Annotated in this window: 36 protein-coding genes; all 36 read left to right on the top strand. The window is 31.5% G+C overall.

What is annotated here, in order from left to right; all coding sequences use genetic code 11:
* The first annotated feature begins 14 nt into the window (after window positions 1–14).
* Window positions 15–2,096 (top strand): elongation factor G, encoded by a 2,082-nt coding sequence (fusA, locus tag BUA62_RS05175; RefSeq protein ID WP_072864153.1) that lies wholly within the window; start codon window positions 15–17, stop codon window positions 2,094–2,096.
* A gap of 33 nt (window positions 2,097–2,129) precedes the next feature.
* Window positions 2,130–3,329 carry an elongation factor Tu gene (gene tuf / locus BUA62_RS05170; RefSeq protein WP_072864151.1) on the top strand — a complete coding sequence of 400 codons (1,200 nt, stop codon included), beginning with the start codon at window positions 2,130–2,132 and terminating at the stop codon, window positions 3,327–3,329.
* Window positions 3,330–3,417: 88 nt separating this feature from the next.
* Complete coding sequence (rpsJ, locus tag BUA62_RS05165; RefSeq protein ID WP_047265687.1) at window positions 3,418–3,726, top strand: 30S ribosomal protein S10; 309 nt, start codon at window positions 3,418–3,420, stop codon at window positions 3,724–3,726.
* Between the two features lie 30 nt (window positions 3,727–3,756).
* A complete protein-coding gene (gene rplC, locus BUA62_RS05160; RefSeq protein WP_072864148.1) occupies window positions 3,757–4,380 on the top strand; it encodes a 50S ribosomal protein L3 in 624 nt (207 codons plus the stop codon).
* A gap of 34 nt (window positions 4,381–4,414) precedes the next feature.
* The gene (gene rplD, locus BUA62_RS05155) at window positions 4,415–5,092 is read left to right on the top strand and encodes a 50S ribosomal protein L4 (protein WP_072864145.1); all 678 of its coding nucleotides are present in this window, start codon (window positions 4,415–4,417) and stop codon (window positions 5,090–5,092) included.
* Window positions 5,092–5,391 (top strand): 50S ribosomal protein L23, encoded by a 300-nt coding sequence (rplW, locus tag BUA62_RS05150; RefSeq protein WP_072864142.1) that lies wholly within the window; start codon window positions 5,092–5,094, stop codon window positions 5,389–5,391. The genes rplD and rplW overlap by 1 nt, the downstream gene beginning before the upstream one ends.
* Window positions 5,392–5,407: 16 nt before the next feature.
* Window positions 5,408–6,232 carry a 50S ribosomal protein L2 gene (gene rplB / locus BUA62_RS05145; protein WP_072864140.1) on the top strand — a complete coding sequence of 275 codons (825 nt, stop codon included), beginning with the start codon at window positions 5,408–5,410 and terminating at the stop codon, window positions 6,230–6,232.
* A 17-nt stretch (window positions 6,233–6,249) separates the two neighbouring features.
* A complete protein-coding gene (rpsS, locus tag BUA62_RS05140; protein WP_047265682.1) occupies window positions 6,250–6,534 on the top strand; it encodes a 30S ribosomal protein S19 in 285 nt (94 codons plus the stop codon).
* A gap of 14 nt (window positions 6,535–6,548) precedes the next feature.
* A complete protein-coding gene (gene rplV, locus BUA62_RS05135) occupies window positions 6,549–7,001 on the top strand; it encodes a 50S ribosomal protein L22 (protein WP_072864138.1) in 453 nt (150 codons plus the stop codon).
* A 12-nt stretch (window positions 7,002–7,013) separates the two neighbouring features.
* The gene (gene rpsC / locus BUA62_RS05130) at window positions 7,014–7,646 is read left to right on the top strand and encodes a 30S ribosomal protein S3 (RefSeq protein WP_072864137.1); all 633 of its coding nucleotides are present in this window, start codon (window positions 7,014–7,016) and stop codon (window positions 7,644–7,646) included.
* 22 nt (window positions 7,647–7,668) lie between these two features.
* Complete coding sequence (gene rplP / locus BUA62_RS05125) at window positions 7,669–8,097, top strand: 50S ribosomal protein L16 (protein WP_047265679.1); 429 nt, start codon at window positions 7,669–7,671, stop codon at window positions 8,095–8,097.
* Window positions 8,094–8,300: a 50S ribosomal protein L29 gene (rpmC, locus tag BUA62_RS05120; protein ID WP_072864136.1), complete on the top strand. Its 207-nt coding sequence runs from the start codon at window positions 8,094–8,096 to the stop codon at window positions 8,298–8,300. Before rplP ends, rpmC begins: the two co-directional genes overlap by 4 nt.
* Before the next feature lie 6 nt (window positions 8,301–8,306).
* Window positions 8,307–8,609, top strand: a complete 303-nt coding sequence (rpsQ, locus tag BUA62_RS05115) for a 30S ribosomal protein S17 (protein ID WP_072864135.1) — start codon at window positions 8,307–8,309, stop codon at window positions 8,607–8,609.
* A complete protein-coding gene (rplN, locus tag BUA62_RS05110) occupies window positions 8,609–8,977 on the top strand; it encodes a 50S ribosomal protein L14 (RefSeq protein ID WP_072864134.1) in 369 nt (122 codons plus the stop codon). The genes rpsQ and rplN overlap by 1 nt, the downstream gene beginning before the upstream one ends.
* Window positions 8,978–8,986: 9 nt before the next feature.
* Entirely contained in the window at window positions 8,987–9,304 is a 318-nt protein-coding gene (gene rplX / locus BUA62_RS05105; RefSeq protein ID WP_072864132.1) for a 50S ribosomal protein L24, read from the top strand.
* A 17-nt stretch (window positions 9,305–9,321) separates the two neighbouring features.
* Window positions 9,322–9,876, top strand: a complete 555-nt coding sequence (gene rplE, locus BUA62_RS05100; protein ID WP_072864131.1) for a 50S ribosomal protein L5 — start codon at window positions 9,322–9,324, stop codon at window positions 9,874–9,876.
* Window positions 9,877–9,890: 14 nt separating this feature from the next.
* Complete coding sequence (locus BUA62_RS05095; protein ID WP_014296355.1) at window positions 9,891–10,076, top strand: type Z 30S ribosomal protein S14; 186 nt, start codon at window positions 9,891–9,893, stop codon at window positions 10,074–10,076.
* A gap of 13 nt (window positions 10,077–10,089) precedes the next feature.
* A complete protein-coding gene (gene rpsH / locus BUA62_RS05090; protein ID WP_072864130.1) occupies window positions 10,090–10,494 on the top strand; it encodes a 30S ribosomal protein S8 in 405 nt (134 codons plus the stop codon).
* 14 nt (window positions 10,495–10,508) lie between these two features.
* Window positions 10,509–11,063, top strand: coding sequence for a 50S ribosomal protein L6 (gene rplF, locus BUA62_RS05085; protein ID WP_072864129.1), 555 nt, complete (start codon window positions 10,509–10,511; stop codon window positions 11,061–11,063).
* Between the two features lie 14 nt (window positions 11,064–11,077).
* Window positions 11,078–11,440, top strand: coding sequence for a 50S ribosomal protein L18 (gene rplR, locus BUA62_RS05080; protein WP_072864128.1), 363 nt, complete (start codon window positions 11,078–11,080; stop codon window positions 11,438–11,440).
* Between the two features lie 17 nt (window positions 11,441–11,457).
* Window positions 11,458–11,991 carry a 30S ribosomal protein S5 gene (gene rpsE / locus BUA62_RS05075; protein ID WP_072864127.1) on the top strand — a complete coding sequence of 178 codons (534 nt, stop codon included), beginning with the start codon at window positions 11,458–11,460 and terminating at the stop codon, window positions 11,989–11,991.
* Window positions 11,992–11,994: 3 nt separating this feature from the next.
* A complete protein-coding gene (rpmD, locus tag BUA62_RS05070) occupies window positions 11,995–12,180 on the top strand; it encodes a 50S ribosomal protein L30 (RefSeq protein ID WP_072864126.1) in 186 nt (61 codons plus the stop codon).
* Window positions 12,181–12,193: 13 nt separating this feature from the next.
* Window positions 12,194–12,649: a 50S ribosomal protein L15 gene (gene rplO, locus BUA62_RS05065; protein WP_072864125.1), complete on the top strand. Its 456-nt coding sequence runs from the start codon at window positions 12,194–12,196 to the stop codon at window positions 12,647–12,649.
* Complete coding sequence (gene secY / locus BUA62_RS05060; RefSeq protein ID WP_072864124.1) at window positions 12,649–13,926, top strand: preprotein translocase subunit SecY; 1,278 nt, start codon at window positions 12,649–12,651, stop codon at window positions 13,924–13,926. Before rplO ends, secY begins: the two co-directional genes overlap by 1 nt.
* Before the next feature lie 2 nt (window positions 13,927–13,928).
* Window positions 13,929–14,588 carry an adenylate kinase gene (locus tag BUA62_RS05055; protein ID WP_072864123.1) on the top strand — a complete coding sequence of 220 codons (660 nt, stop codon included), beginning with the start codon at window positions 13,929–13,931 and terminating at the stop codon, window positions 14,586–14,588.
* The gene (gene map, locus BUA62_RS05050; RefSeq protein ID WP_072864122.1) at window positions 14,585–15,337 is read left to right on the top strand and encodes a type I methionyl aminopeptidase; all 753 of its coding nucleotides are present in this window, start codon (window positions 14,585–14,587) and stop codon (window positions 15,335–15,337) included. Before BUA62_RS05055 ends, map begins: the two co-directional genes overlap by 4 nt.
* A gap of 17 nt (window positions 15,338–15,354) precedes the next feature.
* Window positions 15,355–15,606 carry a translation initiation factor IF-1 gene (infA, locus tag BUA62_RS05045; RefSeq protein ID WP_084822634.1) on the top strand — a complete coding sequence of 84 codons (252 nt, stop codon included), beginning with the start codon at window positions 15,355–15,357 and terminating at the stop codon, window positions 15,604–15,606.
* 4 nt (window positions 15,607–15,610) lie between these two features.
* The gene (rpmJ, locus tag BUA62_RS05040; protein WP_047265664.1) at window positions 15,611–15,727 is read left to right on the top strand and encodes a 50S ribosomal protein L36; all 117 of its coding nucleotides are present in this window, start codon (window positions 15,611–15,613) and stop codon (window positions 15,725–15,727) included.
* 22 nt (window positions 15,728–15,749) lie between these two features.
* Entirely contained in the window at window positions 15,750–16,118 is a 369-nt protein-coding gene (gene rpsM, locus BUA62_RS05035; RefSeq protein ID WP_072864120.1) for a 30S ribosomal protein S13, read from the top strand.
* A 15-nt stretch (window positions 16,119–16,133) separates the two neighbouring features.
* Complete coding sequence (gene rpsK, locus BUA62_RS05030; protein ID WP_072864119.1) at window positions 16,134–16,517, top strand: 30S ribosomal protein S11; 384 nt, start codon at window positions 16,134–16,136, stop codon at window positions 16,515–16,517.
* Between the two features lie 21 nt (window positions 16,518–16,538).
* Window positions 16,539–17,168 (top strand): 30S ribosomal protein S4, encoded by a 630-nt coding sequence (gene rpsD / locus BUA62_RS05025; protein ID WP_072864118.1) that lies wholly within the window; start codon window positions 16,539–16,541, stop codon window positions 17,166–17,168.
* Window positions 17,169–17,260: 92 nt separating this feature from the next.
* Entirely contained in the window at window positions 17,261–18,319 is a 1,059-nt protein-coding gene (locus BUA62_RS05020) for a DNA-directed RNA polymerase subunit alpha (RefSeq protein ID WP_072864117.1), read from the top strand.
* Window positions 18,320–18,324: 5 nt separating this feature from the next.
* Entirely contained in the window at window positions 18,325–18,747 is a 423-nt protein-coding gene (rplQ, locus tag BUA62_RS05015) for a 50S ribosomal protein L17 (protein ID WP_072864116.1), read from the top strand.
* Between the two features lie 139 nt (window positions 18,748–18,886).
* Window positions 18,887–20,200: a transcription termination factor Rho gene (gene rho / locus BUA62_RS05010; protein ID WP_072864114.1), complete on the top strand. Its 1,314-nt coding sequence runs from the start codon at window positions 18,887–18,889 to the stop codon at window positions 20,198–20,200.
* A 20-nt stretch (window positions 20,201–20,220) separates the two neighbouring features.
* The gene (locus tag BUA62_RS05005) at window positions 20,221–20,967 is read left to right on the top strand and encodes an alpha/beta fold hydrolase (protein WP_072864112.1); all 747 of its coding nucleotides are present in this window, start codon (window positions 20,221–20,223) and stop codon (window positions 20,965–20,967) included.
* Window positions 20,968–21,000: 33 nt separating this feature from the next.
* Entirely contained in the window at window positions 21,001–23,205 is a 2,205-nt protein-coding gene (locus BUA62_RS05000; RefSeq protein ID WP_072864110.1) for a methyl-accepting chemotaxis protein, read from the top strand.
* Window positions 23,206–23,241 lie beyond the last annotated feature (36 nt).

Raw genomic sequence — 23,241 nt, 5'->3', positions numbered from 1 at the left:
GAGGAGGGATTGTTTTGAAAGAGCGGTTATATGCCTTAAATAAGACAAGAAATATAGGAATAATTGCACACATAGATGCAGGTAAAACGACAACAACTGAAAGGATTTTGTTCTATACAGGTAAAAAACACAAATTAGGTTCAGTTGATGATGGAACCGCTACAATGGACTGGATGGAACAAGAAAAAGAAAGAGGAATTACAATAACCTCAGCAGCAACAACATGTTTCTGGAAAGATCACAGGATTAACATCATCGATACACCCGGGCACGTGGATTTTACAGTTGAAGTTGAAAGAGCTTTAAGGGTATTAGATGGAGCTGTAGCAGTATTTGATGCTCAAGTTGGTGTTGAACCACAGTCAGAAACAGTTTGGAGACAAGCAGATAGATACCATGTTCCAAGAATAGCATATATGAATAAAATGGATAAACTCGGAGCGGATTTTTATAACGCAGTTCAAACAATGATTGATAAATTAGGGACAAATCCATTACCAATTCAAATTCCAATTGGTGCAGAAGCAGATTTTGAAGGAGTAGTAGATTTAGTAAAAATGAAAGCTATATATTGGATTAGTGAAGATGGTGCTAAATTTGAATATAGAGATATACCAGAAGATTTAGTTGAAAAAGCTGATCAATATAGAGAAGATTTAATTACAGCTATTTCAGAATATGATGAAGAAATAATGGAATTGTTTTTTGAAGGTGAAGAAATTCCAGAAGATAAAATAAAAGCAGCAATTAGGAAAGGAACAATTGAAGGAGCGTTTATTCCTGTAATATGCGGGACATCATTTAAAAATAAAGGTGTTCAACCAGTATTAGATGCTATTGTTGACTACTTACCTTCACCATTAGATTTACCTCCTGTAAAAGCGTATGATGAAAGAACAGGGGAATTCGTGAAGGAATTACATCCAGATGAAAATGGACCATTTGTAGCTTTAGCATTTAAGATTATGGTAGATCCTTTTGTAGGAAAACTAACATTTGCGAGAGTTTATTCAGGAAAATTGCAAAAAGGAAGTTATGTAAAAAATAGTACAAAGGGTAAAAAAGAAAGAGTATCCAGATTAATGTTTATGCATTCTGACCAAAGAGAAGAAGTAGATTATATTAGAGCTGGAGATATTGTAGCTATTATCGGCTTAAAAAATACAACAACAGGAGATACCCTAACAGAAGAAGGCGAAGATATTGTATTAGAAAAATTAGAATTCCCAGAACCAGTTATCTCATTATCAATTGAGCCAGAAACAAAAAATGACGAAGCAAAATTATCTAAAGCATTACAAGCATTAACAGAAGAAGATCCAAGTTTAAATGTAAAACTTGATCATGAAACTGGAGAAACAATTCTTTCAGGAATGGGAGAATTGCATCTAGAAATCATTGTTGATAGATTAAAAAGAGAATTTAAAGTTGGGGTAAGGGTTGGACAACCTCAAGTTGCTTATAGAGAAACAATAAAAGGAACAGCAGATGTAGAAACTAAATATATTAGACAATCAGGTGGTAGAGGTCAATACGGACATGTAAAGATTAAAGTTGAACCACTTGAAGATAATACAAAAGTATTAGAGTTTGTAGATAAAATAGTAGGAGGTATTATTCCAAAAGAATATATTCCTGCTGTTGAAAATGGTATTAAAGAAGCAATGCAATCAGGAATTCTTGCGGGATATCCTATGGTTGGTGTAAAAGTAACATTATATGATGGATCATACCATGAAGTGGATTCTTCTGAAATGGCGTTTAAAATTGCAGGTTCTATGGCATTAAAAGATGCAGCAAGAAAGGCAAACCCCGTATTGTTAGAACCTATAATGAAAGTTGATATTACAACGCCAGAAGAATATATGGGAGATATAATAGCTGATTTAAACTCCAGAAGAGGTAGAATAGAAGGGTTTGAAAATGTTGGAAATACAAATACAAGATTAATTCATTCATTAGTTCCATTATCAGAATTATTTGGATATGCAACAGTATTAAGATCACTATCTCAAGGAAGAGCGACACAATCAATTCAATTCTCCCATTATGAGGAAGTTCCAGCTTCAGTGGCAGAAAAAATAATAAACAATTAATAAATCATCACAAAAGATAGAGGAGGGAAAAAAATGGCAAAAGAAAAGTTCGTCAGAAGCAAACCACATATGAATATTGGTACTATCGGACATATTGACCACGGTAAAACAACATTAACAGCAGCTATTACAAAATCATTAGCAATGAAAGGATATGCAGATTTCACACCATTTGAACAAATCGATAAAGCTCCAGAAGAAAAAGCTAGAGGTATTACAATTAATATTGCACACGTTGAATATGAAACAGATAACAGACATTATGCGCATATCGACTGTCCAGGTCACGCAGACTACATCAAAAACATGATCACAGGTGCTGCACAAATGGATGGTGCTATCTTAGTTGTTGCAGCTACAGATGGTGTTATGCCTCAAACAAGAGAACACGTATTATTATCAAGACAAGTTAACGTTCCAGCAATAGTTGTATTTGTTAACAAGACAGATATGGTTGACGATGAAGAAATTATCGAATTAGTTGAAATGGAAGTAAGAGAATTATTAAATCAATACGAATTCCCAGGAGATGAAGTTCCAGTAATTAAAGGTTCTGCATTAAAAGCATTAGAAGCAGATTCACAAGATGATCCATGGGTAAAAAAGATTTATGAATTAATGGATGCAGTAGACAGCTATTTCCCAGAACCATCAAGACCAGTAGATCAACCATTCCTAATGCCAGTAGAAGATGTTTTCTCAATTACTGGTAGGGGTACAGTTGTTACAGGAAGAATTGAAAGAGGTGCAATTCACCCAGGAGATGAAGTAGAAATCGTTGGTATGACAGAAGAAATAAGAAAAACAGTTGTTACAGGTGTTGAAATGTTCAGAAAATTATTAGATGAAGGTATCGCAGGTGACAACGTTGGTTGTTTATTAAGAGGTATTGACAAAGATGAAGTATGGAGAGGTCAAGTGTTAGCAAAACCAGGATCAATTACACCACATAAAAAATTCAAAGCACAAATCTATGTATTAAAGAAAGAAGAAGGTGGAAGACATACACCATTCAAAAAAGGTTACAGACCACAATTCTATATCAGAACAGCTGACGTTACAGGTACATTGTTAGAATTCGAAGGCGGAGCAGAAATGGTAATGCCAGGTGACAACATTGTTACAACAGTAGAATTAATCTACCCTGTAGCATTAGAAAAGAACATGAGATTTGCTGTTCGTGAAGGTGGAAGAACAGTTGGTGCTGGAGTTGTTACAGAAATAGTAGAATAATAAAATCTTTTTGCAAAGTTTTTACTATAAAATATAAAATCGGGGAGCTTCCACGCTCCCTTTGCTAAATGCTTAAAGGAGGGTTTATATGGCAAAAAAATTGATCAAAATAAGATTAAAATCTTATGATCATAGATTGTTAGATGAATCTGCACAAAAAATAATAGATGCAGTAAAACAAAGTAATGCAAAGGTTTCAGGACCTATACCATTACCAACAGAAAAAACAATATATACAGTAATTAGATCACCACACAAATACAATTATTCAAGAGAACAATTTGAAAAGAGAGTACATAAAAGAGTTATTTATATTTATGACGCTACTCAAGAAACAGTTACACAATTATTGAAGATACAATTACCATCAGGTGTATCAGTAGATATGAAAGCTTAATTTTTGATCGGGCTCTGGAGGTGAATTAGCATGAAAGGTATTTTAGGAAGAAAAATTGGTATGACAAGAGTTTATAAAGATGGTAAAGCCATCCCGGTCACAGTTATAAAAGCTGGGCCATGTGTAGTCGTACAAAAGAAAACAGAAGAAAAAGACGGTTATACAGCTATTCAAGTTGGTTTTGAAGAAGTTAAAGAGTACAAAGTAAACAAACCAAAACTTGGAATTTTCAAAAAAGCTGGTGTAAAACCAATGCGATTTTTGAAAGAGTTTAAGGTTGAAGATGTTGATAACTTTGAAATAGGTCAGGTTATCGATGTAACAGTATTTGAAGAAGGAGAAAAAGTAGATGTAACAGGTTGGTCTAAAGGTAGAGGTTATACAGGTGTTATGAAAAGATGGAATTTTGGTGGTGGAAGAAAAACTCACGGTTCAAAATTTCATAGAGCATTAGGTTCAACAGGTAATCATACAGAACCTGCAAAAGTATTTAAAGGTAAAAAGATGTTTGGACAATATGGAAATGAAAAGGTTACAGTATTAAACTCAGAAGTCGTGAAAATAGATAAAGAAAACAACCTATTAGCAGTTAAAGGTGGAGTTCCAGGTGCGAGGGGTGGATTGTTAATAATTAGAGAGGCAATCAAAAAGTAAGCCCCGAAAATGATGAACGAGGAGGTAAGATGAAATGGCTCAATTAGACCTTTATTCAGTTAAAGGCGAAAAAATTGGAACAATAGAAGCTAAAGATTCTATTTTTTCAATTGAACCTAATATGGACGTATTATACAGATATGTCGACATGCAGTTAGCTAATAAAAGAAGAGGAACAGCTTCAACAAAAACAAGAGCTGAAGTAAGAGGTGGCGGAAGAAAACCTTGGGCTCAAAAGCATACAGGTAGAGCGAGAGCAGGCTCAACAAGATCGCCATTATGGAGACATGGTGGAGTTACATTTGGGCCAAAACCAAGGGATTGGTCAAAGAAGTTAACGAAGAAAATGAAGAGATTAGCATTAAAATCAGCTTTAAGTGTTAGGGTAAAAGAGGAAAATTTAATTGTTGTTGATGATTTGACTTTTGAAAAACCAAGAACAAAAGCAATGAAAGAAGTGTTAAAAAATTTTGGATTCGAAAATACAAAAACATTAATAGTATTACCATGGAAAAAAGAAGAATACATTAATGTAAAATTATCAGCAAGAAATATTCCAGGATTAAAAGTAATAATTGCTGATAATCCAAATCAAGGAAAAGATGGAAAGAAAACAAATGTTGATGGATTAAATGTATTTGATATTATAAATAATGAAAAAGTAATACTTACAAAAGATACAGTAGCTAAGATTGAGGAGGTGCTCGGCTAATGAGTAAAAAAGAATTTAATTATGACATAATAATAAAGCCGATCCTCACAGAAAAAACATATATGTTAATGAGTGAAAATAAATATACTTTTGAAGTAGCCAAAGATGCAACAAAACCAGAAATAAAAAAAGCTGTTGAGGATATATTTAATGTTAAAGTGGAAAAGGTTAATGTAATGAATGTTAAACCAAAACCAAAAAGGTTGGGAAGATTTGAAGGTAAAACAAGATCATGGAAAAAAGCAATAGTAAAATTAGCTGAAGGATATGTCATAAAAGAGCTTCAAGGTAATTTATAAGGAGAGGTGAGTAAGAATGGGTCTCAAGAAATTTAAACCAACAACTCCTTCAAGGAGATTTATGATAATCACTGATTTTTCAGAAATTACAAAGTCCGCCCCAGAAAAATCTTTAATACAACCTCTCAAAAAATCAGGTGGTAGAAACTCATATGGTAGAGTTACTATGAGGCATAGAGGTGGTGGACATAAAAGAAGATACAGAGTTATTGATTTCAAAAGAGAAAAGTTTGGGATTCCTGCAAAAGTAGTAGCTATTGAATATGATCCAAATAGAAGCGCAAGAATAGCATTATTGGTTTACGCAGATGGTGAAAAGAGATATATTTTAGCTCCAAAAGGAGTAAAAGTAGGAGAAGAATTAATATCAGGACCAAATGCTGAAATAAAACCAGGAAATGCGCTACCTTTAGAAAATATTCCTGTGGGTACAATAGTGCATAACATAGAATTTGAGCCAAAAAAAGGTGCTAAAATTGCAAGATCAGCAGGAACTTATGCTCAATTAATGGCTAAAGAAGGAAATTATGCATTATTGAGAATGCCATCAAGTGAATTAAGAAAAGTTCATATTAAATGTATGGCTACAATTGGAATGGTTGGAAATGAAGATCATATAAATGAAGTTTTTGGTAAAGCAGGTAGAACAAGATGGTTAGGTAAAAAACCACACGTCAGAGGTATGGCGATGAATCCTGTAGATCATCCAATGGGTGGTGGTGAAGGTGCAAGTAAAGGACATATTCCACGAAGTCCTTGGGGAACACCAGCAAAAGGATACAAAACAAGACGCGGTAAGAGAAAATCAGACAAATTTATTGTAAGAAGAAGAAAAAAGTAACCTAGGGGGTGCTGTTAGTGAGTAGATCATTGAAAAAAGGGCCTTATGTACACCCAAGTCTGTTGAAAAAGATCAGAGAGTTAAATGAAAAAGGTGAAAAAAAGGTAATAAAAACATGGAGCAGAGCTTCAATGATTTTACCTGAAATGATTGGACATACAATTGCGGTACATAATGGTATGAAACATATACCTGTTTATATAACAGAGCATATGATTGGACATAGATTAGGTGAATTTGCACCAACAAGAAGATTTGGTGGTCATGCTGATAAAAAGGCTAAAAAAGGCAAGGTGAAATGAGGAGGGACGTAACCATGGCTGTATCAAGGGTTCAAGATGGTAGAAAATTGAAAAGATCAGTTTTTCATAGATTAAGAAAAGAAGCAGAAGCAGCACAGCCAAAAATTGAAGCAAAAGCTACAGCAAAATATCTAAGAATTTCTCCTAAAAAAGCAAGATCAGTTGTAAATGCAATTAGAGGAAAAAATGTTGATGAAGCATTACAAATATTAACTTTTAGTCCTAAAAAAGCTGCAAGATTGACATACAAAATCTTAGTATCTGCTATAGCAAATGCTGAAAATAATTTTGGTTTAAATGCTGACAATTTATATGTTGCAGAAGTATATGTTAATGATGGGCCAAGAATGAAAAGATTATGGCCAAGAGGAAGAGGAAGAGCCGACATATTACAAAAAAGGTTGGCACATATTACTGTTGTAGTTAGAGACAGAGAAAAAGAAAAAGAGTTAAAATCTCAGAAGTGAGGTGGAATATCCGTGGGTCAAAAAGTACATCCATATGGATTTAGGTTAGGAATTTCAAAACCATGGAAAGCTAATTGGTTTAGTGAAGATAATTATGCAGAATTTTTAAAAGAAGATTTAAAAATTAGAGATTATATAAAGAATAAATATTATGAAGCAGGAGTTGGCGATGTATTAATAGAAAGACCATCTTCAACTCAAATAAATATAACAATAAAAGCAGTAAGAGTTGGAATTATAATTGGTAGAAAAGGTGTAGAAATTCAATCTTTGAAAAAAGAAATTGAAAAAATGGTTAACGATAGAAATGTAAGAATCAATATAGATGAAATTAGAAACCCTCAGGTAGATGCATTGTTAATTGCTGAAAATATTTCAGCACAGATATTAAAAAGAGCTTCTTATAAAAGAGCTATGAAAAGAGCTATATCAGCAGCTTTGAAAAAAGGTGCAAAGGGTATCAAAATTATGGTATCTGGAAGACTTAATGGAGCTGAAATTGCCAGAACTGAATGGTATATGGAAGGAAGATTACCTTTACAAACCTTAAGATCAGATATTGATTATGGAACAGCTGAAGCACAAACATTATCTGGAACAATTGGAATAAAAGTTTGGGTTTATAAAGGCGACACTCAGTTATGAACTAAAGGAGGGCGTGATGTAAATGTTAATGCCAAAAAGATATAAATATAGAAAGATTCAAAGAGGAAAAATGAAAGGTAACGCCAAAGGTGGAACATTAGTAGATTTTGGTGAATGGGGATTAAAAGCGTTAGAGCCAGCTTTAATCACTTCCCAACAAATAGAAGCATGTAGATTAGCAATGGTTAGAACATTAAAAAGAAATGGTAAAATTTGGATAAAAATATTCCCTGACAAACCAATAACTTCAAAAGGAATCGGAACAAGAATGGGTAAAGGTAAAGGTGATGTAGAAGGTTGGACAGCAGTAGTAAAACCAGGAAAAATTTTATTTGAAATTGCTGGAACTTCCGAAGAATTAGCAAAAGAAGCATTAGAATATGCAGCAACTAAATTACCTATCAAGACAAAAATAGTACCCAGGTACCACATAAGGGGGGAAGCAAAATGAAAAAACAAGTAGCAGAATTAATCAATTTAACAGATGATGAATTAAAAGCTAAATTAGAAGAGTCAAAAAAGAAATTATTCGAAATGAGATTTCAACATGAATTAGGCCAGATAAAAAACACTGCTTCCATAAAAATGGTAAGAAGAGACATAGCTAGAATAAAAACAATTCTCAGACAAAGGGAATTGGGTATAAGGAGGTAATGAGTAATGCCTAAAAAAACGTTAATAGGCGAAGTCGTAAGTGACAAAATGGATAAAACTGTTACTGTAAAAGTTGAAAGAAAAATAAAACATCCTATATATAAAAAATTCGTTAAAAAATCAAAGAAATTCCATGCTCACGATGAAAATAATGAATGTGGTGTAGGTGATATAGTAGAAATTGAAGAAACAAGACCATATTCAAAAACAAAAACATGGAAAGTTATCAGAATTGTTGAGAAAAATATTTTCGCAGAAAAAAATAATGAAACACCCGAAACAGTGGAACAAGTTGGGGGTGACGAATAATGATTCAAACCGAAAGTTACTTAAGAGCTGCAGATAATTCAGGTGCAAAAGTGTTAAGAGTAATCAGAGTTTTAGGTGGATTTCATAAATCAGTAGGGACAGTTGGTGATGTAGTTGTATGTTCAGTAAGAGAAGCAATTCCACATACTGATATTAAAAAAGGACAGGTTGTGAAAGCTGTAATCGTTAGAACAAAAAAAGAAATAAAAAGAAAAGATGGTTCTCATATAAGATTTGATGAAAATGCAGCTGTTTTAATAGATAAAAATAATATGCCTGTTGGTACACGTGTATTTGGGCCAATTGCTAGAGAAGTAAGAGAAGCCGGTTACACAAAAATAGCATCTCTTGCACAAGAAGTATGGTGAGGTGAGAGTATGAAAGTAAAAAAAGGTGACTTAGTAAGGGTAATATCCGGAAAAGACAAAGGTAAAGAAGGAAAAATCTTAAGAGTGATACCAAAATTAAATAAAGTTATCGTAGAAAATATAAACTTAGTTAAGAAACATCAAAGACCAACTCAACAATTAAGAGAAGGCGGAATTATTGAACAACCTTCACCAATACATGCAAGCAAAGTAATGGTTATTTGTCCAAGTTGTGGCAAACCTACAAGAGTTGGGTACAAATTCTTAGAAGAAGGTAAAAAAGTAAGAATTTGTAGAAAATGTAATGAAATCATAGATAAGGTTTAATGAGGGAGGAATAGATTATGAGATATGAATACATTCCGTTAAAAAGCGAGTATGAAAAAGAAGTAGTTCCAGCCCTCATGAAAGAATTTGGCTACAAAAACATTCATGAAGTTCCAAAAATTGTAAAAATAGTAGTTAATATGGGAATTAGCGAGGGCTCAAGGAATGCAGATGTTGTTGAGAAACATGCACAAGAATTATCTTTAATTACAGGACAAAAAGCTGTAGTTACAAGAGCAAAAAAAAGTGTTGCTAATTTTAAATTAAGAGAAGGAATGCCTATTGGTGCAAAAGTAACATTAAGAAATGTGAAAATGTACAATTTTTTATTTAAATTAATAAACATAATCTTCCCAAAATTAAGAGACTTTAGAGGTATGAATCCAAACAGTTTTGATGGAAGAGGAAATTATACATTTGGGTTAACTGAACAATTAGTTTTCCCAGAATTAAAACCTGATCAAGTAAAGAGAGTACAAGGTATGGATATTACTATTGTTACTACTGCAAAAACAGATGAGGAAGCAAGAAAACTCCTTCAATTAATGGGCTTCCCTTTCAAGAGAGATTAAGGAGGAGGTAAATAATGGCAAAAAAATCAATGGTTGCTAGGTGGAAAAAACCAAAGAAATATAAAACAAGAGAATATTCAAGATGTATAGTTTGTGGAAGACCTAGAGCTGTATATAGAGAATTTGGATTATGTAGAGTATGTTTTAGGAAATTAGCCTTGGAAGGAAAATTACCAGGCGTTAAAAAGGCAAGTTGGTAAGGAGGAAATCTTAATGTGGAGTGATCCCGTAGCAGATATGCTTACAAGAATAAGAAATGCGAATCTTGTTATGAAAGAAAGTGTAGAAATTCCAGCATCTAATCTTAAAAGAAATATAGCTGAAATATTAAAAAGAGAAGGATATATTTCTGACTATAAATTTATTGAAGATGGCAAACAAGGAATTTTAAAAATTCAATTAAAATATAAAGGTGACAGAAAAAACAAACAAAAAGTAATTCATAGTATAATAAGAGTTTCAAAACCTGGTAGAAGAGTTTATGTTTCAAAAGATAAAATTCCAACAGTAAAAGGTGGAATGGGTATCTCAATAATTTCAACTTCAAAAGGTATTCTTACCGACAAAGAAGCAAGAGAACTTGGTGTCGGTGGAGAATTAATTTGTTACGTTTGGTAGGAGGTGCTGAATAAATGTCACGTATATCAAAAAATCCAATAGATATACCAAATGGAGTAGAAGTGACAATTAACGATAATTTAATAAAAGTTAAAGGTCCTAAAGGAGAATTATCTCAAGACTATTTGCCATATGTAAAATTTAGAATTGAAGATAATAAAATATATGTAGATGGAAATGAAAATAGTATGAAAAGAAAAAGCGATGCAAAAAGAATTAATATGTTTCAAGGTACATATGCATCATTGGTAAAAAATATGATTAAAGGTGTTACAGAAGGTTTTAAAAAAGAATTAGAAATATTAGGTATTGGTTATAGGGCTGCAATGCAAGGTTCTAAATTAGTATTACAACTTGGATATTCTCATCCAATTGAATACATTCCACCAGAAGGAATTACAATTGAAGTGCCAGCACCAAATAAAGTTATTGTAAAAGGTATTGATAAATACTTAGTTGGTGAAGTTGCAGCTAGAATTAAAAGATTCAGAAAACCAAATGTATACTCAGGAAAAGGTATAAAATATGTTGGTGAGGTAATTATCAGAAAACAAGGTAAGAAAGTTTAAGGGAGGCTGACCAGATGATTAAACCCATCCAAAAGAAAAAATTAAGAAGAAAAAGACATTTAAGGGTTAGAAGAAAAGTTTTTGGAACTCCTGAAAGACCAAGAATGGCAGTTTTCAAGAGCAATAAACATATATATGTTCAAATTATAGAAGATACAAAAGGTCATACATTAGCAGCTGCTTCTACCGTAGATAAAGAATTAAATTTAGAAAAAACATGGAATATTGAAGCTGCTAAAGAAGTGGGTAAATTAATTGCAAAAAGAGCATTAGAAAAGGGTATATCAAAAGTATCATTTGATAGAGGCGGCTTCAAATATCATGGAAAAGTTAAAGCTTTAGCTGATGCTGCACGTGAAGCAGGTCTTGAATTTTAAGGAGGTGTAGTCAGAAAATGGCCTTAGATAAAAAATTGATAGCTTCAGCAGCTGCTGAAGAATTTGAAGAAAGAATAATTGAAATTAGAAGAGTAACTAAGGTTACAACAGGTGGAAAAAATATTTCTTTCAGAGTTGTAGCAGTTGTAGGAAATAGAAATGGAAAAGTAGGAGTAGGAAGCGGAAATGCAAGAGAAGTTCCACAAGCAATAAGAAAGGCTATACAAAATGCTAAGAAAAATGTAATAGAAGTTCCTGTAAAAAATGGAACTATTCCTCATGAAGTTCTTGGAAGACAAGATGCTTCAAAAGTTCTTTTAAAACCAGCCGGTCCAGGTACTGGTATTATAGCTTCTGCATCAGTTCGTGCTGTTGTTGAACTTGCAGGTGTTCATAATATCCTTTCAAAAGCTTTAGGATCAACAACTGCTATTAACTTAGCGAAAGCTACTTTGAATGGATTAAAAGAATTAAAATCACCAAAAGAATATGCAGAACTCAGAGACTTGAGTGTTACAAAGGTATTCCAAGGTGCCCATAAGGAGGGATAAGAAATGGCTAAATTAAAGATAAAACTTGTAAGAGGAAGAGCGGGAAAAAATTATAGACAACTCGCCACCTTAGATGCCTTAGGGTTAAGAAAAACAAATCAAGAAGTAATTAAAGAAGATAGGCCAGAAATAAGAGGTATGATTACAAAGGTACAACATCTTGTGAAAGTCGAAGAAATTGAAGAATGAGGGGGTAGCAAATATGTCTCTTAAAATATCAGACTTAAAACCCGCCGAAGGATCAAGAAAAGTAGCAAAAAGAACCGGAAGAGGTTGGAGCTCAGGGTTAGGAAAAACTGGTGGTAAAGGTCATAAAGGTCAAAAATCAAGAGGAAAAGGAAAAGTAAGGCCAAGTTTTGAAGGTGGTCAAACACCATTATTCAGAAGAATTCCAAAATATGGATTTACAAATGCACCATTTAAAAAAGATTATGCAGAAGTAAACATTTTTGTTTTAGAGAACAAATTTGAAGCCAATGAAGAAATAACACCAGAAAAATTATTAGAAAAAAAGATTATTAAAAAAATAAAAGATGGAGTAAAAGTATTAGGAAAAGGTGAATTAACAAAACCATTAAAAGTAAAAGCACATGCATTTAGTAAAAAAGCACAAGAAAAAATCGAATCAGCCGGCGGAAGTGTCGAGGTGATACAATAATGAAAGAAGCTTTTAAAAATATGTGGAAGATCCCGGAACTCCGGGATCGTATTATATTTACATTATTAGCTTTGATAGCATTTAGAGTAGGTATATATATTCCTATTCCTGGAATAGATTTAGCAAGATGGGAAGGTTTTATAGCAGGTTTAGGTGGAGCATCGCAAGGATTAATAAGTTTCTTTGATGTATTTACAGGAGGTTCTTTAAAACAATTTTCTATATTTGTATTAAGTGTTACCCCATATATTAATGCATCAATTATTTTACAATTATTATCTTCAGTAATACCAAGCTTGAAAGAAATGTTGAGAGAAGGGGAAGAGGGAAGAAAAAGATTCGGGAGATTGACAAGACAGGTAACTTTAGGATTGGCATTACTTCAAGGATTTTTCTTATCATTAGGAGTAGCAAATTATAGATCTCCTAACTTAAATTATTTTGTTTTCGTATTAATTTCAACAACCTCAATCGTAGCAGGTACAATGTTCTTATTATGGTTAGGTGAAATGATTACAGAAAAAGGTATAGGTAATGGAATATCTGTTTTAATTTTTGCCGGTATAGTATCAAGATTCCCACAATATGTTGCTAGTGGTTTTGTAGGCAGATTAAGTGTTTTTGAATGGATAGTATTAATAATTGTAGCAATAGGAGTTGTAGTTGGTACAGTTTTCTTACAAACATCAGAAAGAAGAATAAATGTTCAATATGCAAAAAGAGTAGTTGGAAACAAAATTTATGGCGGATCTTCCACATATATACCAATAAAGGTTAATGGTGGAGGTGTATTACCTATTATTTTTGCTTCAGCCATTATGACATTACCATCTATGTTAGCAACTGCAACAGGTGCAGAATGGGTTAGTAGATGGTTTGGTTATGGAACACCAATTTATTTAATAATATATTCATTGTTAATTTTCTTCTTTGCTTACTTTTATAATTCTGTAGTAATAGATCCAAATGATATCTCTGAAAATATAAAAAAATACGGTGGATTTATACCTGGAATAAGACCAGGAAAACCAACGTCAGACTATATTACAAAGACAATGATGAGAGTTACATTTATAGGAGCTATATTCTTGGTAATAATTTCCTTATTGCCATATATAATTAGAAGTGCATCAGGTGTTAATATTTGGATTGGAGGAACATCAGCACTTATTGCAGTAGGTGTTTCTTTAGATATAATGCAACAAATAGAAGCACATATGATAACAAGACAATACGAAGGTTTTATGAAAAAAGGAAAACTCCGCGGGAGGAGATAATTATGAAAAAACTTAATTTGCTATTTTTTGGACCTCCTGGTGCAGGTAAAGGAACAATAGCAAAAGAGGTTTCAAAAAAATATAATATTCCGCATATTTCTACGGGAGATATGTTAAGAGAAGCAGTAGCTTCAGAAAGTGAATTAGGAAAACAGGTGAAGTCCATACTTGATAGTGGGCAACTTGTATCAGATGAAATTATGTTAGAAGTAATAAAAAGTAGATTAAATAAAAATGATGTCGATAAAGGATTTATTTTGGATGGATTTCCAAGAACTTTACCACAAGCTGAAGCATTAGAAACTTTATTAAAGGATATAAAAAATCCTATAACTGGGATAATATATTTAGAGGTTGATGAAGAAACAGTTGTAAAAAGAATCACATCAAGAAGAATTTGTCCAAAGTGTGGTAAAATTTATAATATAATAACATTGAAACCAAAAATAGATAATACATGTGATATTTGTGGCGTCGAATTAATTCAACGTGATGATGATAAAGAAGAAGTCGTAAGGGATAGATATAAGGTTTATATGGAAAAAACGTATCCTGTAATAGAATTTTATAAAAAATATAATCAATTCTTTACAGTAGATGGTAGTGGTACGGTTGAAATAGTTACAAAAGAAGTGTTTAATATATTGGAAGGGATATTATGATTTTAGTAAAGACACAATCCGAAGTTGATAAGATGAGGCGAGCTGGAAAGCAGCTCGCTATCCTCTTTGAAAAAATAAAAGAATTAGTTGTGAAGGATTCTAGCGCATATGAAGTAGAAAAATTTGTAAATAGTTATATGAAAGAAAGAGGATTTGTTCCAACATTCAAGGGTTATGGAGGATTTCCATACGCCACATGTATATCTGTAAATGAGGAAATAGTTCACGGATTTCCTTTAAAAGAAAAAGAGTTTAAAGATGGAGATATAGTTTCTATTGATATTGGATTAACCTTAGATGGCTATATAGCTGATGCAGCGAGAACATTTATAATTGGAGAAGTTAATGAAGAAGTGAAAAAATTGGTTGAAGTTACTGAAAAGTCATTTTGGATAGGAATTGAACAAGCAATACCAGGGAATAAAATAGGAGATATAAGTAATGCTATTCAAACATATGTTGAATCATTTGGTTTTTCCATTATAAAAGAATATGTTGGGCATGGTGTTGGTAGAAAATTACATGAAGATCCTCAGATACCCAATTATGGGGAAAAAGGGAAAGGATCTTTAATAAGAGAAAGAATGACTTTTGCAGTTGAACCTATGGTTTCTATGGGAGATTGGAAAGTTAAAGTTTTAGAAGATGGCTGGACTGCCATTACTGCTGATAAATCGTTATCAGCACATTATGAAAACACTTTTGTAGTAACCAAAGATGGTCCGGAAGTATTAACAATATTAGATTAGCCCGAGAGGTGATGTTCGTGGCAAAGAAAGATGATGTTATTGTAATGGAAGGTCATATAGTAGAATCATTACCAAATGCAACATTTAGAGTAGAGTTGGATAATGGACATATGATTTTAGCTCATATTTCAGGTAAAATGAGAAAGAATTTTATTAGATTAGTACCTGGGGACAGAGTAATAGTTGAAGTCTCAATTTATGATTTAAATAGAGGTAGAATAATAAGAAGAGAAAGAATTAAGAGAAATCCAAGCAGCGAGGAGGAATGAGCAAATGAAAGTTAGAGCCTCAGTAAAAAAGAGATGTGAACATTGTAGAGTAATAAGAAGAAAAGGTAGAGTATGGGTAGTTTGTTCTAAAAATCCTAAGCATAACCAAAGACAAGGATAATTTTTAAAGGAGGGAAATTTGAATGCCACGTATTTTGGGTGTTGAAGTACCAAACAACAAGAAACTATTCATTGCTCTCACATATATTTATGGCATTGGAAAGCATAGAGCAATGGAAATTTTAGAATCAACAGGTATAGACCCTGACAAAAGGGCAAAGGAGTTAACTGATGATGAAATAAGTAAAATAACTCATTACATCAATGAACATTATCTTGTTGAAGGTGAATTAAGACAAGAAGTACAAAAAAGTATTGCAAGATTAATAGAAATTGGTTCATACAGAGGGTATAGACATAAGAATGGGTTACCAGTTAGAGGTCAAAAAACACATTCTAATGCAAGAACCAGAAAAGGTCCAAGACCTTCAAAAATCGGTAAGAAAAAGTAATAAGGAGGTTTAGCTATGGCTAGGAGAACAAGTCAAAAGAAAAAGAAAATTTCACTTGAAAAAGCAGTTGTACATATTCAATCTACATTTAATAATACAATTATTACATTGTCAGATCCATCAGGAAATGCATTATTTTGGGCAAGTGGAGGAACAGCTGGTTTTTCAGGAACAAAAAAAGGTACACCTTATGCTTCACAATTAGCAGCAGATAAAGTTGCAAAAGAAGCTTTAAAATACGGTGTAAAAAGATTAGATGTTTATGTGAAAGGACCAGGTGCTGGTAGAGAATCAGCAATTAGAACATTACAAGCTGCAGGTTTGGTAATTGAAAATATCAAGGATAAAACTCCAATACCTCATAATGGTTGTAGACCAAAGAAAAGAAAAGGAATGTAAGGCCTAAGAGGAGGGAATGTAATGGCAAGATATATAGGATCTCTTTGTAAACTTTGTAGAAGAGAAGGATTCAAATTATATTTAAAAGGTGAAAGATGTTATACAGATAAATGTGCTCTTGCAAGAAGACCATATGCACCAGGGCAACATGGTAAACAAACAAAAAAACCAACACAATATGGATTACAATTAAGGGCAAAACAAGCTTTAAAAAGAATTTATGGTGTATTAGAAAGACAATTTAGAAGATATTTTGAAGAAGCATCAAGAAAAGAAGGCAATACAGGAGAAAATTTAATGAGAATTTTAGAAACAAGATTAGATAATGTTGTATATCAAATGGGATATGCTGTAAATAGAAGAACAGCAAGACAATTAGTAAGACATGGACATTTCTTAGTAAATGGTAAAAAAGTAGATATACCATCATACAGAGTTAGACCAGGAGATGTTATTGAAATAAAAGAAAAGAGCAGATCAATATTACCTATTAAACAAGGTATAGAATTAGCACAAAAATCCAATAGAAAATTAAATTGGATAGAAGTGGATTATAATGCATTTAAAGGAACATTCTTAAGATTACCAACATTAGACGAAATGGAAGTACCTGTAGATTTACAAGCTATTATCGAGCTTTACTCAAAATAATTTTAATGGCTACATTGATTATCGCAAAAACGCGCCTAACAAAAAGAAAGGGGGTGCACTCCAATTTAGAAAAGCTAAATTGGGGGTAATGAATGGAATTTGTAAAACCAGAAAAGATGATATTGGAAACCTTAGAAGAATCCGAAGATTTGGAATACAAATATGGAAGGTTTGTCTTGTCGCCTTTGGAAAGAGGATATGCAGTTACAATAGGTAACGCATTAAGAAGAGTATTATTATCCTCAATACCAGGATTAGCTATTACGAGTATTAGGATTCCTGGTAAATTACATGAATTTGATGTAATTGAAGGCGTTCAAGAGGATATTTTAGAAATAACAGTTAATTTGAAAAAAGTAGAATTAAAAGTATTAGACTTTGATAATATTGGTAATTTAAAAGAACCAATTATATTAAGAATAGATAAAATAGGTCCGACTGAAATTAAAGCAGGAGATATAATAACTCCAGCAGGGATTGAAGTTGCTAATCCTGATTTAAAAATAGCAACAATGAATGGTAATAAGAGATTTGAAATGGAACTATATGCTACAATTGGAAAAGGTTTTGTTTCAACTTCTGAAATGGATTTATCAAAAGATATAGAATATATCTATATTGATGGAGTATATAGCCCTGTAATAAGAGTAAATTATTTAACAGAAAATGTTCGTGTTGGGAAAAGAACAGACTATGATAAATTAATATTAGAAGTATGGACGAAAAAATCAATTGATCCAAAAGAAGCTTTAATAAAAGCAACAAAGATTTTAATTGAACATTTTAATATTATTTATGCATCCTGGAAAGAAGAAATAGTTGAATCAGAAGAAACATCAGAAACTGTAGAAACGGGAGAATTAATTGCAGGTTTCGAAGAAGACTTTTCTTCAGTGACAGTAGAAGAAGAGTTTAAAAATATTAATATTGAAATATTAGAAACAAAAATTGACGAATTAGATTTAAGTAAAAGGGCTAAAAATTGTTTAAAAAGAGAAAAAATTCATACAGTTAGAGATATTCTAAAAAAGGATCCTGATGAGTTAATGAAAATTAAGAATTTCGGTAAAAAATCATTGGATGAAATTCGAAAAGAATTACAAGAAAAATTCCAATTGGATTATGATGAGATCCAGAAGGGAGGAGCCTAAGTACTATGAGACATAGAGTGAAAATAAATAAATTAAGCAGATATGCTTCACATAGGAAAGCATTATTAAAAAACTTAGCTAGAGAAGTTTTTGAACATGGTAGCATTATAACAACAACAGCAAAAGCAAAAGCGGTTAGACCATTAGTTGAAAAAATATTAACAAAAGCAAAAGAAGCAAAAACAACAGATAATAAAGATAGAAGTGTTGCATTAAGAAGACAAATAAACAGATATTTCAATGATAGAAGATTTACTAATAAAGTTGTAGATGAAATTGCACCAGCTTTTGAAAATAGAAATAGTGGATATACAAGAATATTAAAAATAGGTTTCAGAAGAGGAGATGCTGCAGAATTATCCTTATTACAATTAGTTGAAAATATTGAGAAAAAAGAAGAAAAAACAGAAGAAAAAACAGAAAAATAATATAGAATAATAAAACCCTGGCATTGTGCCGGGGTTTTATTGTTTTAATAAAAAATGTGATATAATATAAACATCTAATCCTTCAAGATTTCTCCAATATAAACTTCAAAAATCTTAAGTAATAAAAAGAGGTGTAAAAATGAATGAAAATAATAAAGATGTAAAAAAAGATGAAATAATCCCTGTTGAGATTGATATGGGAAAATTAAACCAAATGTCAAGAAGGCAACTATATAATTTAGCAAGAAAATATGGTATAGAAAATTATTCAGTCTTAACAGATCACGAATTGAAATTCAAAATATTGAGTAAACAAACCGAATCATTTGGATATTTTTTTCATGAAGGAGTTCTTGAAATACTTCCTGATGGGTATGGATTTTTAAGAAATACTCATAATTCATTATTAAATGGAAATGATGATGTATATGTTTCACAATCTCAAATTAGGCGGTTTAACCTTTCAACAGGAGATGTAGTAGCTGGTCAAGTGAGACCACCAAAGGAAGGAGAGAAATTTTTTGCTTTATTGAGAGTAGAAGCGGTCAATTCCCAGGCTCCTGAACATGCAAGAGATAGAATATCCTTCGAAAATCTTACACCGGTTTATCCTAATGAAAGGCTTCAACTTGAATATGAAAATTCACCAATTAGTTCAAGAATAATAGATATTTTCTCCCCAATAGGAAAGGGGCAAAGAGGATTAGTAGTCGCTCCTCCAAAAGCTGGAAAAACAACCTTGTTAAAGGATATAGCGAATTCTATAGCCAAAAATAATCCAGAAACAAAAAGAATAGTATTATTAATTGATGAAAGACCGGAAGAGGTTACAGATATAAGAGAAACAGTAGATGCAGAAGTAATTGCGGCTCCATTTGATATGGATCCTAAAAATCAAATAAAAGTTGCAGAAATGACATTAAATATGGCAAAAAGATTGGTTGAATTTGGCCATGATGTAGTTATATTGATGGATTCGTTAACAAGATTAGCTCGTGCATATAATTTATATGTTCCTCCAAGTGGTAAACTATTAAGTGGAGGAGTGGATCCTTCAGCATTAACCTTCCCAAAAAAGTTCTTTGGTGCAGCAAGAAGGATTAGAGAAGGAGGAAGTTTAACCATATTAGCAACAGCTCTTGTTGAAACAGGTTCTAAAATGGATGAAGTTATTTTCGAAGAATTTAAAGGAACTGGAAATATGGAATTAATTTTATCAAGAGAATTAGCTAATAAAAGAATTTTCCCATCAATAGATGTGAAACTTTCAGGTACTCGAAAAGAAGAATTGCTATTTACAAAAGAAGAATTAAGATATTCTTGGATTTTAAGGAATTGGCTTAATGACTTATCAAAAGAAGAAGCATTAATGGAAATATTTAGACTTATGAGAAAATATGAAAATAATAAAAAACTGTTTAAAGAAATAGAAAAACAAAAGTTCATGAATTAATTTTTAGAGGTGGGGGAATAATGTTTTTAAAAAGATTTAAAAAAACAGAAAATCCTAAAAAAACATTTGTCATAATACATGGATTAGGAGAACATTCTGGAAGATATAGATTTTTAATTGATAAGTTATTAAATTTAAATTATCAAATAATAACATTTGATTTACCAGGACATGGTTTTGGAAAAGGAAAAAAGGGATATATAGAAGATTTTTATAAAATTTATGATTATATAGAAGAAATAACTCCTGAAAAATTCATATTGTACGGGCATAGTATGGGTGGATTAATAGTTTTAAGATATACAGAGTATGCACAAAAAAAACCGGAAAAATTAATATTATCATCACCAGCTGTTGGGAAGTTATATACATCATTTCAAAAGATATTGTTAAATACCCTGGGAATATTTGGAAAAATAACAATAAAAAATGGAATAGATCCAAAAGATTTATGTCATGATGATAAAGCTATAAAAGAGTATTTAGATGATCCACTAGTTCATAATAAAATAGCGTTTAGAACAGCTAAACAGCTTTTTTTTGAAGCAGAAAAAGCTTTGGAAGAAGCTGAAAAAATAAATATTCCAGTATTGCTTCAATTTGGAGGAATGGATAAAGTAATAAATATAGATAATTGTGAAGAATTATCTGAAAAATTAAATACAGTAATTGTACAAAAACATAAATATGCAAAACATGAAGTTCACAATGAACCTAAATATAAAGATAAATACCTTTTAAATATTTTAGATTTTATAGAAAGTTAAATTTTATATTTATTATTTCAGGGAGGGGTATATATGAAAATCAATTCGAAAATTTTAACATTGGTTTTATTTTTACTGATTCTTTCACTTACAATATTCTTCTTTATAAGTTTAACACAATCACAAAAGTCACTTCAAGAAAGTTTTGTAAGTAAACTAATTGTGGCAAGAGACTCGAAAAAAGCATTTTTGGAAAAAACATTATTAGAGGTTGAAAACGATTTAATATATTTTACTGAAATGCCTGTAATAATAGAAACTTTGAATGGATTTTATGGCGAAGAAGAATTTTCAAAGAGTCTAAATGGATTTGATAAATATATAAAAGATTTACAAATTGTATATTATGAAAATAATCCATATAATAATAAAGAAAAACTAGATAATTTCTTTTATGACGATAATTTCGATCAAAATAAGATTTCACCTGATATTTTAGATGAAATATATCAATATAATTCCATACATGAAAAAATAAATCCATTATTAAGAAAATTAATTTATACAAAAAATGTGTATTATAATATTTTTTATATTACTCCTGATGGATATATATTATATTCGACTAAAAAGAATAAAGAATTTGGAACAAATATAGAAACAGGAGAATATAAAAATACTAGTCTAGGGGATTTATATAAATTATTAAAAAATAGTAATGATAATAATGTACATTTTTCAGATATCAAAAATTATAAAGCTAGTGATGAAGAACACGGCTTTTTTGCCGGAAAAAAAGTAATGTATGATGATGAAAACATAGGTTACTTAATATTTCAAATATTAAATGAAAGTTTTGAATATATTCTCCAAGACAAAAGAGGGATGGGAGAAACAGGGATAACATATATAGTAGGAAAAGACAAAATAATGAGAAGTAATCTAAAAGGGGAAGAAACGATATTAAAACAAAAAGTAGAAACGAAATATGTAGAAAAGGCATTAAAAGGAGAAGAAGGATGGGAAATAGGAAAGAATTACAAAGGAGAAGAAGTATTAGCAGCATACGCACCATTTAAATATAAAGAAATAGAATGGGCATTCATATCAGAAATATCGACAAAAGAAGCATTCAAAGCATCAGAAAAGATAAAAACGATATTAATAATAACATCGATAATAATATTAATAATATCAATAGTAATATCATTAATATTTGCCAAAAAGATATCAAAACCATTAATAGAATTGAGTAAAAAAGTAGACAAATTTGCAACAGGGGACTTCACAGTAGAATTTGAATCAAAAGGAAAAGACGAAACGGCAATAATAGCGAAATCATTGCAAAACATGTCAAAAAAATTAAGAGAAACAATAAAATGGTTACTAGAAGCGGGACAAAAGATAGAAGAATCATCAGAAACATTAACAAAAGTATCAGAAAAGACAAAAGAAGCAAATGGAGAAGCATTAAGAAAAGCGAAAAAAATAGAAGAAAACGCAGAAAATGCAGCAGCAACAACAGAAGAACTAACATCAGGAGTAAATGAAGTATCAATAGCAGCGCAAAACGTATCAAGCAATGCAGTAGAAATAGCGCAAGAAGTAAACGAAACGACACAACTAACAGAAGAAGGAGAAAAATCAATAACAGAAATAACAAAAATAATAGAACAGGCAGTAGAAAAATCAAAAGAAACAGAAGAAACAGTAGAAATATTATCAGAAAAAGCTGCAAACATAGGAGAAATAGTAGAAACAATAACAAACATAACAGAACAAACAAACCTATTAGCGTTAAACGCAGCAATAGAAGCAGCGAGGGCAGGGGAAGCAGGAAAAGGATTTGCAGTAGTAGCAGATGAAATAAGGAAATTAGCAGAAGAAAGTAAAAAAGCGACAGAACAAATAGCGCAAATATTGACAGAAATCAAAGAAGGAGCGCAAAACGCAAACAAAGCGACAGAAGAAACAGCAGGAGTAATAAACAAAGTAGAAAAAAATGCAGAAGAAATAAAAGAAAAATTCCAAAAGATATTAGAAAGAGTAGAAAACATAAACCAGAGGATAGAAGGGTTAACAGCAAACGCAGAAGAGCAAAGCGCATCAACAGAAGAAATGGCAGCGGCAAGTGACAAAACAGCACAAATGATATTAGAGATATCAAATGAAATAACAGAGATAACAAAAGACGTGGAAGAAGAAAGTAAAGAAATAGAAAACGTAAACAAAAAAGCAGAAGAACTAGAAAAACTGGTAGATCAATTAAATGAAAAATTAAATCAATTTAAAGTATAAAAATAAAAATCCTCGGCTTCGCTGAGGATTTTTATT

This window comes from Marinitoga hydrogenitolerans DSM 16785 (assembly GCF_900129175.1).
Lineage (GTDB): Bacteria > Thermotogota > Thermotogae > Petrotogales > Petrotogaceae > Marinitoga > Marinitoga hydrogenitolerans.
This window is presented reverse-complemented; position numbering and strand designations above follow the sequence as displayed.